Annotated in this window: 13 protein-coding genes and 1 pseudogene; 5 read left to right on the top strand and 9 right to left on the bottom strand. The window is 33.6% G+C overall.

The genetic code is table 11. From position 1 onward, the window contains the following. Window positions 1-459: 459 nt before the first annotated feature. Window positions 460-1,377, top strand: coding sequence for an AEC family transporter (locus tag FS802_RS03345; protein ID WP_078183115.1), 918 nt, complete (start codon window positions 460-462; stop codon window positions 1,375-1,377). 223 nt (window positions 1,378-1,600) lie between these two features. Here FS802_RS03345 and FS802_RS03340 read toward each other — a convergent pair whose 3' ends face one another. From FS802_RS03340 to ric, 6 genes are all read right to left on the bottom strand, one after another. Beyond that, a complete protein-coding gene (locus tag FS802_RS03340) occupies window positions 1,601-2,071 on the bottom strand; it encodes a precorrin-2 dehydrogenase (protein ID WP_078183116.1) in 471 nt (156 codons plus the stop codon). Next, window positions 2,064-2,774: a sirohydrochlorin chelatase gene (locus FS802_RS03335; protein ID WP_000676447.1), complete on the bottom strand. Its 711-nt coding sequence runs from the start codon at window positions 2,772-2,774 to the stop codon at window positions 2,064-2,066. The genes FS802_RS03340 and FS802_RS03335 overlap by 8 nt, the downstream gene beginning before the upstream one ends. Next, window positions 2,771-4,195 (bottom strand): uroporphyrin-III C-methyltransferase, encoded by a 1,425-nt coding sequence (locus tag FS802_RS03330; RefSeq protein WP_070168735.1) that lies wholly within the window; start codon window positions 4,193-4,195, stop codon window positions 2,771-2,773. The genes FS802_RS03335 and FS802_RS03330 overlap by 4 nt, the downstream gene beginning before the upstream one ends. Before the next feature lie 59 nt (window positions 4,196-4,254). After that, window positions 4,255-4,572: a nitrite reductase small subunit NirD gene (nirD, locus tag FS802_RS03325; protein WP_000616696.1), complete on the bottom strand. Its 318-nt coding sequence runs from the start codon at window positions 4,570-4,572 to the stop codon at window positions 4,255-4,257. 15 nt (window positions 4,573-4,587) lie between these two features. After that, window positions 4,588-6,993, bottom strand: a complete 2,406-nt coding sequence (gene nirB, locus FS802_RS03320) for an NADPH-nitrite reductase large subunit (RefSeq protein ID WP_078183117.1) — start codon at window positions 6,991-6,993, stop codon at window positions 4,588-4,590. Window positions 6,994-7,201: 208 nt separating this feature from the next. Next, window positions 7,202-7,909, bottom strand: coding sequence for an iron-sulfur cluster repair di-iron protein (ric, locus tag FS802_RS03315; RefSeq protein WP_064473964.1), 708 nt, complete (start codon window positions 7,907-7,909; stop codon window positions 7,202-7,204). Between the two features lie 273 nt (window positions 7,910-8,182). Between ric and FS802_RS03310 the strand changes: the two are divergent. Next, a pseudogene (locus FS802_RS03310) lies at window positions 8,183-8,748 on the top strand (group-specific protein). 128 nt (window positions 8,749-8,876) lie between these two features. Here the strand turns inward: FS802_RS03310 and FS802_RS03305 are convergent. Beyond that, window positions 8,877-9,767, bottom strand: a complete 891-nt coding sequence (locus tag FS802_RS03305; protein ID WP_000996461.1) for an excalibur calcium-binding domain-containing protein — start codon at window positions 9,765-9,767, stop codon at window positions 8,877-8,879. A gap of 208 nt (window positions 9,768-9,975) precedes the next feature. Here FS802_RS03305 and exsG point away from each other — a divergent pair, with 208 nt between their 5' ends. Next, window positions 9,976-10,128: an exosporium protein ExsG gene (gene exsG / locus FS802_RS03300; RefSeq protein WP_000395677.1), complete on the top strand. Its 153-nt coding sequence runs from the start codon at window positions 9,976-9,978 to the stop codon at window positions 10,126-10,128. A 216-nt stretch (window positions 10,129-10,344) separates the two neighbouring features. Then, window positions 10,345-10,554 carry a hypothetical protein gene (locus FS802_RS03295; protein WP_000830254.1) on the top strand — a complete coding sequence of 70 codons (210 nt, stop codon included), beginning with the start codon at window positions 10,345-10,347 and terminating at the stop codon, window positions 10,552-10,554. A gap of 95 nt (window positions 10,555-10,649) precedes the next feature. Here FS802_RS03295 and FS802_RS03290 read toward each other — a convergent pair whose 3' ends face one another. After that, window positions 10,650-11,489, bottom strand: coding sequence for an arylamine N-acetyltransferase family protein (locus FS802_RS03290; RefSeq protein ID WP_000988431.1), 840 nt, complete (start codon window positions 11,487-11,489; stop codon window positions 10,650-10,652). Between the two features lie 549 nt (window positions 11,490-12,038). On the opposite strand from FS802_RS03290, the gene FS802_RS03285 reads away from it, so the two are divergent. After that, entirely contained in the window at window positions 12,039-13,640 is a 1,602-nt protein-coding gene (locus FS802_RS03285) for an esterase/lipase family protein (protein ID WP_144524866.1), read from the top strand. Between the two features lie 182 nt (window positions 13,641-13,822). On the opposite strand, the gene FS802_RS03280 is transcribed toward FS802_RS03285, so the two are convergent. After that, entirely contained in the window at window positions 13,823-14,371 is a 549-nt protein-coding gene (locus FS802_RS03280; RefSeq protein ID WP_098653743.1) for a preprotein translocase, read from the bottom strand. Between the last annotated feature and the right edge of the window lie 460 nt (window positions 14,372-14,831).

Here is a 14,831-nt window from a genome sequence, read left to right as displayed (position 1 = left end):
AAAGGAACGAGTAGCTAAAGGTACTTCGCCTCTTACACGTTTAGCGTACTAGAAAGGGACTTTGCCTTTGTCGGAATATATCGAGAACGAAAATAATAACTTTTGAATGAAACGATGACTATTGATCGCTAACGAATCGATAAATAGTCGCTCCTTTCTAAATTATATCTATTAATATGTATAAAAAAATATTAAAATATTGAAATGTTTCGAAATTCAAAAACATATGGAGGTATCTATAACGAGAAAAAACTGCATATTTTTAGGCCCAGATTTTTGGGTAAGGCTAATGGATATTGTGAAAAAATACACTTAAAATAAAGAATACAGTTTAGGGTGATAAGATAAAATTATGAATTTGTATAAATAATCCCTAATTTTCTTTATGAGTCATATTTGATATGTTAAGGAAAAGAGAGCGTTTAATCCAACTAAAATATATGTAGAATGAGGTTTTAAATGTTTGTTTTTATTATATTAGACGTAATATTACCAATATTAATATTGATGCTAATTGGTGCAATCTTACAAAGAAAGTTCCAATTTAACTTAAAGCAGCTATCTACACTTATTACTTATTGCTTGATGCCAGCGGCTGTATTTGTGAATATATATGATATTAGTATAGAAACAGGTTTGTTGCTCCAGATAATATACTATTTAATACTTTACAGTCTGAGTGTGATGATAGTAAGTCATTTCATTTCAAAAACATTAAAGTTAGAAAAAGGAGAAAGTGCAGCTCTAAAAAATAGCATTTCGTTAATGAATTCCGGTAATTATGGATTACCAGTAAGTCAATTGATTTTCAGTCACAATCCAGTGGGGGTTTCCATTCAGATTTTTATTGTCATTTTCCAGAATCTTTTAACTTATTCATATGGGATATATAACTTACTATCAGCAACAAAAACAATCGGAAGTATTATTCAATCATTTCTAAGACTACCTGTATTTCATGCACTCATATTAGGGGTTCTCTTTCAATCTTTTACAATTCAAATACCTAATTATATCTTTCTACCTCTTAATCAGCTTGCGAATAGTTTTGTTGCAATAGCACTCATATTGCTAGGAGCGCAATTATCCAACATTAAGCTTAATTTTTTCCATCGAGTCATAACATGGGCTTTAATTGGAAGATTATTGATGGGACCATTATTAGCACTTGCCATGATATACCTACTAAACATTGATGGTATTGTTGCACAATTATTATTTATTGCAAGTTCTTTTCCTACTTCAAGAAATACATCAACCATTGCTATGGAGTATCAAATAGAGCCTGAATTACATGCACAAATCGTTTTATTTTCAACACTTTTCAGCATTATTACAGTAACTGTCGTTATTTATTTGTCATATATTTTGTTTTGAATATACGTGCAAAAACGAATAGATTTGAGGCGGTAAATGATGGACAGAAATCCCATCGATATGAGAAGAAAACAGTCTTTGATATATTAGGTGTCGTTTACAATTGTACCATGCCTGATAATCAAGCGGCTTAATTCAAAAAAGGAACCAAAACAAAAAGAACAAACGCTTCTAAAAAACGTTTGTCCAAAGGTAATTACTATTTTAGTTAAGAAATAGATTATTATTTGTGAGTACGAGAAAGCTTTTTTATAAGTTTAGGAAATATAGATGTTAGTTCCTGCTTCAAACGCTTTGTAAACGATGGATTTTTACCTGAAGTTGAAATAGTGACAACATATTCATCATATCGAATGACACCCGGTGTGTGAAACGATGATTTTGTACCGTCACTTACAACGTTAACCCATTGAAAATCATGGGCAGCTTGTTTGACCATCATATTGACATCATGTTGATTTGTAGCTGCATAAATAAGGTGAGCATCTTTAATATCATCATTACTAAAAGTTTTTTGCTTCCAAGTAATAAAAGGTAGTTCCTTCATTTCCTCGCAAATTTCTGGGCTGACAACGGTCACAAAAGCGCCTGTATTTTTTAATCCAGACGCTTTTCGATATGCAATTTTACCTCCACCAATAATCACGACCACTTTTTTATTTAGATTAAACATAAGAGGGTACATGTCATACATACACACATTCCTCCATTCGTTCTAACAATGTTAATTTCATATATGTATCAAACTGAAGACAGTTACAAGTCGTAACGTGATCATATTTTTTCGTATGCAACTTAATTTTTTGAAGCAACAATCCGGTAAAGAGAAGGTACGGCATGACATAAACATGGGAGGCAGTCGATGTTATAGCCTTGAGCTCAGCAGTAAAAGAGGGCGCTCCTTTCGTTAAAAAGGAGCACGATACTGGCATACTGAGTTTTCGTTCGACCGTTGCTCCGATTTGTTGTAACTCATGTATCGGCTGTGGATCACTGCTACCTCTCCCTACGAGTAAAATACTACTATCTTGCATTGGCATAGTTTCACGTATTCTTTTTACTACAAGTTCCACCATATGTGGATGCGTACTAAAGGGTGGTACAACTGAAAATGTTATTTGTGGATATTTCTTTTGTAGTTGCTCTATTTCAAAAGGAATGTCACGTTTATAGTGAGCTGCTGCAAATAATAAAACAGGTACAATCATTATTTCAGTTGCGCCCTCTAGTATCGTTTCTGTAACTACATCTTGAATGGTAGGTGTCGTTAGTTCTAGGAAAGCTATTTTTTGAATCTGTTCGTTACGTTCTTTCATAACAGATTGAATAAAGTGAATGAATTGTTCATTACCTTCTTGCAGGCGACTACCGTGTCCAACATATACAATTCCTTTCATTGTCCCACCATGTCTTTCTTCATAATCATGTCTTGTAATTGTTGATCTACGTTATAAAACCCGATTTTCTTCGCATAGTGTAAAGTTGGAATATCGGTATATGAGAAGGGAAGAGTAAGAATATCGATAAAGCCAAGGCGTTTTATTTCTGATAGAAATGTATCAATTGAGGCACGCCCTTCAAATACAATACTATCCCATGAGAATTCAGAAAGCATACGAGAATGGACTTCATCGAAACGATGATCAATTGTATACGCATGAGTCATCATATATGACCCGGCACCAATTTTCTCTTGAATAAAAGCAATCCGATTAATATTTCTGCCTAAATAAACAGTAGTATCAGAAGAGAATGCTGCTTGTTTACTTAGTAGCCCATATTGCATCAGTTTTTCTTGAGTGGCAACGTTCATATATTGCAGTTTCGCCTGTAAGGAACGAATATCTTTCTGATGTTTACTACATGATCGCATCAATATTTCTACACTTTCAGCTGAATAAAAAACAAGGCGATCAACGTTAAAAATTTCATTGATTTGTTCAAATGTTAATGTGTATTCTTCCTTTTTGAAAGTTGGAATTTGATATATTTCTGCACCGGCTTCTTGTAACTTTTGCACCATTGAACTTGTTTTATTTGTTGCGGATGCAAATAAAACTTTTTTACCATGTAATGGTTTACGTTCTTTCCAAGCGATTTGATTACGTAAGGAAACGACATCACCAACAATTGTCATGGATGGATTTGAAATATTCTCGTTTTTGACGATAGGAACAATGGTTGAAAGTGTTCCTGTGACAACGCGCTGCTTTCCGGTTGTACCCCATTCAATGACGGCTACTGGCGTATCTTTTTTCTTTCCTGCTTGTAGTAAGTTTTCACAAATTGTAGGTAAGTTTTTTATACCCATGTAGTAGGCAATTGTGTCGCTATTGTGGGATGAATTATATTTTCCATGATCGGTTAAAGGGCCTTTTGCATGCCCAGTTAATAAAGTGACGCTATTACTGTAGTTACGGTGGGTGAGGGGGATACCTGCATAGCTACTAGCGGCGATGCTAGATGTAATACCTGGTACGATTTCATATGGAACGTTCGCTGCTGCTAAAGTTGCTGCTTCTTCACCAACGCGGCCAAAAATAGATGGATCTCCGCCCTTTAATCGGACAACGATTTTTCCTTCTTGTGCGAATTGAAGGAGGTGGGCGTTAATCATTTCTTGTCGCATAATATGATTCTTTGGCATTTTGCCGCAATAAATAAGTTCACATGTTTCTTTTGTATAACTAAGAAAGAAAGGGTTTAATAAACGGTCATATAAAACGATATCTGCACGCTTTAAACAATCTATCGCTTTCTTTGTAATAAGCCCTTCATCACCCGGTCCTGCACCAACTAAATATACATATCCGTTCATAATCGCACCTCTTCTATTTTTATGTAAAAGGAAGCCAGGGGGAGGCTTCCTTTCGTAAATTACATGTTTATATAAATGTCACCATCAATAACTTCTACTTCGTATGTTTGGATACAGCCGTCATCAGGTTTTTGAACTTCACCTGTTATTAATGAGATTTTCCAATCATGCAGTGGACAAAAGACGAATTCTCCAGATACAATTCCTTCTGCTAACGGTCCGTTTTTATGAGGACAACGATTTTCTACAGCTCGAATATCTCCATTTGAAAGGCGGAATAGGGCGATAGACGTACCTTTCATTTGCACTTCTTTACCGATTTGAATAGGAAGGTCTTCCGCACGCATAACTTTTATTTTTTCTTTCGTTTGTATCATATAGATCACAGCTCCTTATTTCACAGTTTCTACTTCATACATCGCTTTTAATGACTTCGTTTCTAGTGCTTGTCCCCACGCTTCCGTATATGTGCTACGAGCTGTTTGGAAGCGTTCATTTAGCGTAGTCACCATACTTGCATCTTGTAGTATTTCTTTTATGTGATCGAAGCCTAAACGTTCTGTCCAGTAGGCAGTACGCTCTCCATAAATACCAGTTTCACGATAATATTGCATGTAAGCTGTAGCGATGCGAAGGACATCATCTTCAGTTGGGACAATCATTACAAAATCAGCTTCGCGTACTTCTGTACCACCATTTCCGCCAATATAAAGTTGGTATCCATTTTCGACACAAACAACGCCAAAATCTTTCGTTAGTACTTCCGCACAGTTACGAGGACAGCCCGTTACACCCATCTTCATTTTATGTGGTGTATCTACCATTTCTAATGATTGTTCAAGTAGCATACCAAGTCCTAATGAATCTTTCGTACCGAAACGGCAGAAGCGAGAACCAACACATGATTTTACATTACGAAGAGATTTTGAATACGCATATCCCGAAGTCATATGTAAGTCAGCCCATACGTTAGGTAAATCTTGTTTTTTTACACCATATAAGCCGATTCGACTCGCACCTGTAATTTTCACAAGAGGGACGTCATATTTTTTCGCAACTTCAGCAATTTTCATTAAATCATCAGCTGTTGTAACGCCTCCGTACATACGTGGAATAACAGAAAATGTACCATCGTGCTGAATGTTACCATTCATTCTTTCATTAACGAAACGAGATGATTTATCATCTTCATATTCTTCTGGAATCGCCATCCGTAAGTAGTAATTTAAAGCAGGGCGACATTTTGAACAGCCGTCTTCATGTGCAAAACCAAGAACATTGCGTACTTCTTTTGGAGATTTTAAGCCTTTCTCGTGAATGGCTGCTACGACTTCATCACGTGATAAAGTTGTACATCCGCACATACCAGCAGACTGCGCAGAAGCATCAAAAGCATCTCCGAGTGTATGAGATAAAACTTGTTCCACAAGCGGACGACATTTACCACAAGATCCTGCGGCTTTCGTGCAGCCTTTTACTTCTTCAAAAGTAGTTAACTCTTGCTCTAAAATGGCATGAACGATTGTACCTTTCGTAACACCATTACATCCACAAATCGTGTCATCTGCACTCATTGTAGCAACGTCAAGTTCACTTTCTTCACCAGCTTTGTGAAGAAGGGAAGCGGCTGTATATTCTTGTATATCTTCTTCTTTCTTTAACATGCTAAAGAGGCGTGTACCGTCAGCTGTGTCACCATATAAAACGATACCGACGACTTTATTATCACGAATTAATACTTTTTTATAGGAACGTTTACATTCATCAAAGATTGAAATTGCTTTCGTTTGATCATCTTCATAAATTTGGCCAGCAGAGAATAAATCACAACCAGCAACTTTTAATTGCGTACCAACGATACTGCCCATATATCCATTCGTTTGTAAATTCGTTATATGTTTCGCTAATATTGTGCCTTGTTCATAAAGAGGGGCAACAAGTCCATATGCGATACCATCATGTTCTGCGCATTCGCCAACTGCATAAATGGCTTCATCATTTGTTAGCATATAGTCATTGACTACAATGCCGCGATTGACAATGAGACCAGCATCTCTGGCTATTTTCGTATTTGGTCGTATTCCGACAGCCATTACGATTAAATCACAATCTACAACTTCACCATCTTCAAATTGAATGCCAGCAACATAGTCTGTACCAAGAATTTTTACAGTTTTCTTTTCCATTAAAAACTTCATGCCTTGCGCTTCTAAATCTTCACGCAATAGAGAAGCTGCTTTCGTATCTAGTTGTTGCTCCATTAAGTTTGGCATTAAATGAACAACATGCACGTCCATTCCTAAGTCAATTAGACCTCTCGCGGCTTCTAAACCGAGTAACCCGCCACCAATGACAACGGCCTTTTTCTTTTCTTTAGCGGTATCTATCATAAATTGTGTATCTTCAATAGTTCGAAATCCTGTTACACCAGGAAGAGTGGAACCTTCAACAGGTAAAATAAAAGCACTAGAACCTGTTGCAATAATGAGCTTGTCATATGTAAGAGTACGATTCTTTTCTGTAATGATAATTTTTTCTTCTCGGTTAATACTTTGAACTCTTTCGTTTGTGTATAAAGTTATTTCGTTTTCTTCGTACCAACTATATTCATTCATAATGATATCTTGCATATTTGTTTTGCCTTGTAAAACATGAGAGAGCATAATACGGTTGTAGTTTGGATGCGGTTCATCTCCAAAAATAGTAATCTCATATGAATCACTATCATGTTTTAATATTTCTTCCATACAGCGTATGCCAGCCATACCATTTCCGATCATAACTAAACGTTTTTTCATTTTCGTTTCCCCTTTTTATGTGAAATATTGAACAAAGGATTATATTTCTATTATAGAAAATCAAAAAAGGGGGAGATGTGATATTTATCACACTTCTATAATGATTCACAAATTGTTAAAATTCTGATTTGTTTGAGAGGGGCGTGGATATTTTTCGCAAAATGAAAAAGCAGGACATAAGTATTTACACTCATGTCCTGCACTTAATTTATGCTCTCGTAATGGCACGTGGAAATAAAATATTATTTTCTAAATGAATATGCTCAAATAAATCAGACTCTAGCGCTTCAAGGCGTTGATACACAAGTCGATAAGTGCCGCAAGCTCCTTCTGGAGGAGTAAAGTCATTTGTCACTTTACGAAGTTCTTTTATAATATTTCCGGCATGATTGTGTTCATTTTCTAGTTCATCTACTACTTTACGTAACTTTGCATAGTTTTCATCAGTTGGATTTTGTTCAAATTCTAAAATTAATGGAAAATCTTCCGTTTCTTCTTTAATTAAATGCTGTTCTAATTCCATTTTAAGTTCATGAAATAGCTTATGAATTTGAGCTAAATGAGGCTGATTTACTCCATGAACACGTAATACTTTCGTCACATATGGACTTAACTGCGGTAACTCTTCATTTAAATAACGATGATGCTTATTAATTACATAATCAATCAATTCGCGATAAGAAGCATTTTTCCAATCAATTTCAGATTCATTTAATAGTTTCGTATTATGATAAAGCGTATTTAACTCTGTAATTACTTCAGAAGCTGATAAATTTCTTTCATGAATTGCATCAATAAGTGGCTTATTACCACCGCAACAAAAATCTATTCTATACGATTTAAAAAGATCACTAGCTTTCGGAAATTGTGTAACAATCTCACCAACAATTGAAGTTTCAGTAAATGTATGTTCCATATGAATGCCTCCATAAAGTTTAAATGTAATATCTAAATTAAGAATAGCGATAAATGAAAAACAATGTGGTGATTGAAATCACTTATTATGTGTCTGATTTGAGAATAATAGGAGTGATATTTAATAGAGGAAATAATAGAACTGATGACGAAGAATTTTTTGAGCAGGAAATTATCCATAGTGCATTATTAAGGTATAGATGATTTACAAATTTATTTTCTATCAATCTAAGACGCTTTTGGGTAGGAAGTATATCTTTTATAGGAGGTTTTTATGGAATATGTTTATCATATGGTACCAGAAGAACTAAAAGGAGAATATTTAATCCCATTAAATGAATTGAAAAGGGTATATCCAATTTTATATGGTGAGTATATACAAAAATATAAAGATCATACTCAAAGGGAGAACTTATTAACACGTAAAATACCAAAACTAGAATGTTTATGGAATGATGTTGTGCATTTTTTACCACTGCATCCTTATGAGATTTATAAAGTATTACTGGAAATAGGAATAAACATTAATACAAATAAACTGTTTTATAAAATTCCTATTAGTGCACTGAATGGTCAGTGTATGGCAATATACAAGTACTCAAAGCATAATTGGGATGGACCAAATAGAGAATTAAAAGAATGTGAAATAGAACTCATCAACTTTAATGAATATAGAGAATTAAAGCAATTAAATACCTGCACAAAAGAATATTACAGAGATGAATACGAAAAGGGTAGAAGATTTGGGATGTTTCACCTAATTCCACATGTTCTTGTCAAAGGGAAAGTGGAGGTGTAACATTAACCATTAATTGGAGTATAGATCCAGTTAATGGTTAATGTTACAAGTATTTAAAAAATAAGATGCTATTTTAAATTGATATATTGCTTACAAGAATGGAAGAGTAATTAGATTTTATACGTAACAGTAAAAAAAAGAAGCTTCTACTAAGCTTCTTTTTTCATTACTATTTTTCACATGCAACTCCATCACCATCACGATCGAGTTTAGAGCTATAACCTGGTTGGTCTCTATATAATGGAGCTTTCCCAGCATTTTTAACTTCAGTACAATTTTTGTAAGTTACATTACTATTGCTACTTGCAGCAGGTTGTGTTTGAGCTTGCTGTGCTTTTTTCTGTTCTTCTTGTTGTTTACGAACTTGCTCATCAGCCTGGCGTTTTTGCTCTTCTTGTTGTTTACGAGCCTGTTCATCAGCCTGGCGTTTTTGCTCCTCTTGTTGTTTACGAGCCTGTTCATCAGCTAGACGTTTTTGTTCTTCTTGTTGTTTACGAGCTTGTTCATCAGCTAGACGTTTTTCATCCTCTTGCTTACGAGCTTGCTCTTCGGCTTGGCGTTTTTCATCCTCTTGCTTACGAGCTTGTTCATCGGCTAGACGCTTCTCATCTTCTTGCTTTTGAGTTTTCTCGTCCGCTTCTTTCTTTTTATCATCTTTTTTCTCTGCATTATTAGAAGCGACTTGTTTATTTGTTGCTGTCGTCTTTTCAGAAGAAGGAGCTGAAATACTTGATAATGCAACAAAAATGACAAATAAAATAGCAGTGATAATAAATTGTTTTTTTGCTACACCTGTCTTTTTAATTACGGATAAGATTGCTAGAACAAGGAAAAAAATAAATAAAATTAAACTTAAAGTAGCAAAAAAATCGATGACTGGGTGTTCAGATTTTGTAGTGCCCATTCCTATTAAGAGAATTGAAATCATAAAAAGAATAACAGTAGGACGACCATAGTGTTTTGCTTTTCCATTTTTCTTAAAGAATGAAATGATACATAGTATTAAAAGAATAAAAGCAATAAAAAATAAAGCTGCACCAATATTACTCAAAATCGCCATTTTTATACCTCCATTTGTAAGATTTTCACTATTGATTATATAGGAACTTATTGGATATTACACGATTTATATAAATTTAGAAAATTAGTATTTTTAATAGACTTATAAACATTTATTTTATATATAAGGAAAAATAGATGTGTTTCCTATTACATTTTTAAAGGAAATTCATAAAGTATAATATATCGATTGAAAGGAGGGGGGTTAAATGGAATTTCAATTATTGGTAACTTGTATATTACAAGAAGGTAATGCTTTCTTTTTAGTAACGAAAGTAGACGATGTTATTACGTTAAAAGTACCGATTACTGCGGGAATAGCAGGTTTATTCTTAGCTTTAGGTGTACCAAGATGTTCTTAATTTAAATTTCTAGAGTAGAAGAGAAGGGATATACCTTTCTCTTTTACTCTTACATAATATGATTATGTAAACTGAAATGTTGTTTTGTAATAGCACGTTTAAAATGGACATGCATATACTATAATGTTTCATTGGATGTTAGTGATGAAAGGTAGTTTTCACACGTGCGTGTAATGATGTTCATTAAGTTATGAAATTAAAGAGGTGCTATTATATATGAAAAGAAGAACATTTGATATTCCAGTTACATTGCGAAGAGAGTGGTTTTTAATAGAATTAGCCCATTTAACGAAAAAATATGGAATTGAAATTGCAACTAGCAAAATGGAAGCTGCACCGTTTTTAAGAGATCAAGTTACGGAATCAAAAATAGGATCAGGGCTCCAATACGATAAATATGATGATGAGTATATGATTGAAAATTAAAGGATAAGAGCAAAATAAATTTCTTTATAACAAAATATAAAATAAAGCAGATTCTAAATATGGAATCTGCTTTATTATGAAATACTTCTAGTCAACTAGCCTCTTTCTAGTGTTTTTCCTACATATTTCACTTGCGTTATTCCAAAAGATTCACGAAGAATGCGAGCATAATCTTTTGATTCTATTGGACGTTTATTTTTGGTGCCTTTAAAGGTTTCTGTATAATTTTTATTTGTTAATGATACGTGACCATAATCAGTTAATTTACAAGTGATAGCTCCTTTATTAAAAGGAGATTCTTTATGTTCTACAATCACTTTTTGAATGTTATTCACCTTTTTCTCATCTATTGGATCTAAAGTAAAGGCATAGCCTATTTTCCATTCATGTGATGGTTCAGATTGCAAGAAATTTGTAGATTCCCCGTTAGCCCCTTTTCTCATTTCTAAAATGTGTGTACCTTTTCGGGTAGTTCGTTTGCGAATTCGATATTCACCCGTTTGAGAAGAGATGACTTCTCCGTTAAAAGGGACTGGATGTAAAGGTAGATGAGAGGCAAAACCGGCATCTATAACATAATCTTTATTATTATGATTTAATATGATAATGACATGACCATCATCGGGTTTCCATTTATTATCGTAAAGATCATAAACAGTACCAGCTACTTTATATACTTGAAATCCACAATCCATTAAAAAGTAATACAATAAGGAGTTTAATTCATAACAAAGACCGCCTCGTTTTTGAATAAGTAACTTTTCTACTAAGTTCTTTTTTGAGATGTCTTTAAAAGTACCAGCCATAATATCAAGATTTTCATAGGGGAGAATCAATCCCATTTTTAAGAGGATTTCATCTAAATCATCAAATGTTACTTCTTCTGCAGGAATTTTTAATCGTTTAAAAAACTCCTTTTGTAACTTGGTCATCATAAAGCATTCTCCTTTCTTGTTACAGAATTTTCTTCTGCTCATCGCTAGGTTAGTACTTCTAAAAGTGTAATTCAAGTCTGCGGAAATTATCATAATATATGTTTCTGGAAATATTATTTTCTATTCGGAAATTTCAGTTTAATATTTAATGGTAGGAAAGTCTTATATTATAAGCCTCTATTTTGTTTAGTTTGTATTTAATTTAAATAAAAGTACATATCTTCATTAACTTTTTTATAATTAGCTGGTAATAAAGTGTTTTTTTACTAAAGTTTTTTCAAGATTTGTATGCTTTATATAAACAATAATAATTGGAGGATATTTGGATTCAGTAAAGTTAACAATTGTTGAGAAACTTTTTTGTAGCGCTCTCTCAAAAGGAAGAGATTGAATCAAAGAGAATAACGTGTGTTAAGGAAGAAGGGGTACTAGTAATCTCTTGAAAATAGGGACAAGATCTTGTTTAAGTAAAAAGATTATCTAGTATTAAGAGAGAAGATAAAAAAATTACAAAGAGCACCTTCTTTCAAAAAAAGTGGGGGGAGTAACATGCGATTGATGAGAAGATGTGTTGCTTTACTAATTGTATTTTTTATCATGGTTCCAATGATTAGCACAAATGTGCGAGCAGAAGTTGTAAAAGAGCTTAAAACAGGCTTTCCAGATAAAGAAGTATTTACACCTGGAGAATGGTTTTTAGGTCAAAAACCTGCTAATTACGATGAGAATAAGCCTCCAATTCTTTTTGTACAAGGAAGGAATGGGAATGCTGATAGTTGGTATGGAAAGACAGTGTATCACGATATAAATGATATGTATGACTATGCTTTAAAAGCAGGTTATCAAACAGTATTTATCCAATTATATGATGCTGCTGGGAAAGGGTCAGCTAGTCAGTGGGATAACGGAAAATTGTTAGCACAAAAATTAGAAGAAATATATAATCACTTCGGTAAAAAAGTTAATATTGTAGCACATAGTAAAGGCGGTATCGATACACAGGCTGCATTAGTAGAATATGGTGCAAATCGATTTGTTGGAAATGTTATAACGCTTGCGACGCCACATCATGGATCAAACTTGGCGGATTTATCATATAGTTGGTGGGCAGGATGGCTTGCTTCTATATTAGGTCAAAAAGATGATGGTACGTACTCATTACAAATGGGGGAAATGGCAAAATTTCGTTCAACGATTGATAATAATCCAGCAGCTAAATTAAACCGTTACTATACGGTTACCGGTACTAGCTGGGGACCAGTATTTTCTGCGCTATCTATGGGCGGGTTATATTTGTCATCATACGGTTCAAATGATGGACTAGTAAATGAGTGGAGTGCTAAGCTGCCATATGGAACGCATTTATTTACAGATTCCAGATTTGATCATGATAATATACGAAAAGGATCTGCTGTTTTCTCTCGAATTGAACCATATTTACGTACAGCAAATGTAGCCGTACCAGCTTTAGTAGCATCCAGCACTAGTTCAAATGAAAATATAGAACAATTAAATACAACTTCAAATCAAAACATATTAGGAGGAGAATTGCCACAAAATCAGTGGATAGAGCAAACTGTTACGGTTGATAAAAAAGCTGAAGGAATAGTTTCTATCTTAACAGCGTCTTCTGATGTAGAAGTACAAATGATGTCTCCAAAAGGAAAAATGTATACAAATAAGGATAGCTTTATTACTACTGGTGAAGGTGAATCTTTCTTTGGTGGTGCGACAATTAGAACATTTAAATTTGATAAAATGGATGTAGGAGAATGGAAAGTTAAAATGATGGCGAAGCAGTCGAAAGATGCATTTTTAATTGTAAGCGATCACAATAGTGGCGCACCATTTGTTCTCCAAATGCCTACAAAAGTTAAAGTGAATAAATCTGAGTATAAATTGAAAAAATCACCTGTAGCACCTGAAATGAAAGGGGATCTTTCCATAACAGTAAGAGTAGTTAATAAAGAAGGGAAACTAGTCTCTGAATATAATGAATTACAAAATGTTAATAATACTACATTTACTGGTGCTTTGAAGGACATAAAGCAACCAGGAGTATACAACATTACGATGGATATAAAAGGGATGAATAAAGAAGGACAACCGTATAATCGTACAATTGTTAAGTCTGTTTATGTGGAGAAGTAAGAAAGAATAAGAAGTTTTTAATATAAAAAGTACCGAACTTTTGTAGAAGAGTTCGGTACTTTTTTCATGTTTATTAGATTAACAGAAACGTAAAATGGAATTTACGTTCGATTATAGGAATCAAAAGAACATTATTCAATAAAAAAAGATGCTGAAATAGCATCTGAATGTGAAGGTGATTATTAACTTAGTTTTATAACTGTTAATTCAACTGAATTAATACCATTATCACAAGTTGCAATACTTTGACGATTAAAACCACTATTATTTTTCAGTTGAAGAGTTGAATTAGCGGGTACTGTAACAATCGTTTCGCCTGCTAGTTGAAGGCATTCGTTATTTGATGAAGTATTCATTTGGAAAGCGAAATCACCTTGACTATTAGCAAGTGGATTATTATTTAAAAATATAGTCATGACTGGAATATGAGGAAATACAGGATTTGAAGTAGTGTTAATAGTTGAAATGAAAGAAACTCTATAATCACCTGCTTGACTAAATTGTATAGTAGTAGGATTTAGTAAGGAAACACCTCCTGCTATAGGGCCAACGTGATTAAATGGAAAAGGATCTCCAAAAGGAACAGTTATAAACTCAGTTTGCCAAAAAGTGCCGTATGCTGGACAGCTTTTTTTATGTGAATGGTCGCATGAACATTTTTTATAGGAACTGGAAGAAGAGTTACATGAACATTTTTTATTTGAATTTGAAGAATGATAGTATGAACCCAATATATTACCTCCTATTATGAATGAAGTGTATACTCATAGTATTTTATGCTTGTCTTATATAAAAGGTGATAGATTTGGAGTATAAAGTGCTAATACGATGAAATATAGTAATAGATATAGTAGTTGTAACAATTTTTGAAGAAGAAAAGGTTAATGATTTGGTAAAAATATCAGTGGAATATCTTGAAATGTTAAAGTATAGCGGGAATGCTTATTTTAATTTCACATGTAAAAATAAAACCATTATCCTCAGTTGCAATGATGTGATCGTTAAAGCGAATGTCTATTTTAAAAATTTGTACATTAGAGTTTATGGTTATTCTCTTTTATTTACGTAGTGGGGCAGGAAGAAGACGAAAAGTATCGAATGAATGTACATATGTAGCATTGTTTGCTTTTGGTGTGAATAGTAATAAAAGATACGTTGAAATATTTTAAACCGTAACAAAAGAGCGATTAA

Origin of the sequence: Bacillus sp. DE0042 (assembly GCF_007680225.1) — a bacterium.
Taxonomy (GTDB): Bacteria; Bacillota; Bacilli; order Bacillales; family Bacillaceae_G; genus Bacillus_A; species Bacillus_A wiedmannii.
This window is presented reverse-complemented; position numbering and strand designations above follow the sequence as displayed.

Bases quoted from the DNA above. Each gene is read 5' to 3' on its own strand.
- FS802_RS03345 (WP_078183115.1), top strand. From the start codon at position 460: ATGTTTGTTTTTATTATATTAGACGTAATATTACCAATATTAATATTG.
- FS802_RS03340 (WP_078183116.1), bottom strand. From the start codon at position 2,071: ATGTATGACATGTACCCTCTTATGTTTAATCTAAATAAAAAAGTGGTC.
- FS802_RS03335 (WP_000676447.1), bottom strand. From the start codon at position 2,774: ATGAAAGGAATTGTATATGTTGGACACGGTAGTCGCCTGCAAGAAGGT.
- FS802_RS03330 (WP_070168735.1), bottom strand. From the start codon at position 4,195: ATGAACGGATATGTATATTTAGTTGGTGCAGGACCGGGTGATGAAGGG.
- nirD (WP_000616696.1), bottom strand. From the start codon at position 4,572: ATGATACAAACGAAAGAAAAAATAAAAGTTATGCGTGCGGAAGACCTT.
- nirB (WP_078183117.1), bottom strand. From the start codon at position 6,993: ATGAAAAAACGTTTAGTTATGATCGGAAATGGTATGGCTGGCATACGC.
- ric (WP_064473964.1), bottom strand. From the start codon at position 7,909: ATGGAACATACATTTACTGAAACTTCAATTGTTGGTGAGATTGTTACA.
- FS802_RS03305 (WP_000996461.1), bottom strand. From the start codon at position 9,767: ATGGCGATTTTGAGTAATATTGGTGCAGCTTTATTTTTTATTGCTTTT.
- exsG (WP_000395677.1), top strand. From the start codon at position 9,976: ATGGAATTTCAATTATTGGTAACTTGTATATTACAAGAAGGTAATGCT.
- FS802_RS03295 (WP_000830254.1), top strand. From the start codon at position 10,345: ATGAAAAGAAGAACATTTGATATTCCAGTTACATTGCGAAGAGAGTGG.
- FS802_RS03290 (WP_000988431.1), bottom strand. From the start codon at position 11,489: ATGATGACCAAGTTACAAAAGGAGTTTTTTAAACGATTAAAAATTCCT.
- FS802_RS03285 (WP_144524866.1), top strand. From the start codon at position 12,039: ATGCGATTGATGAGAAGATGTGTTGCTTTACTAATTGTATTTTTTATC.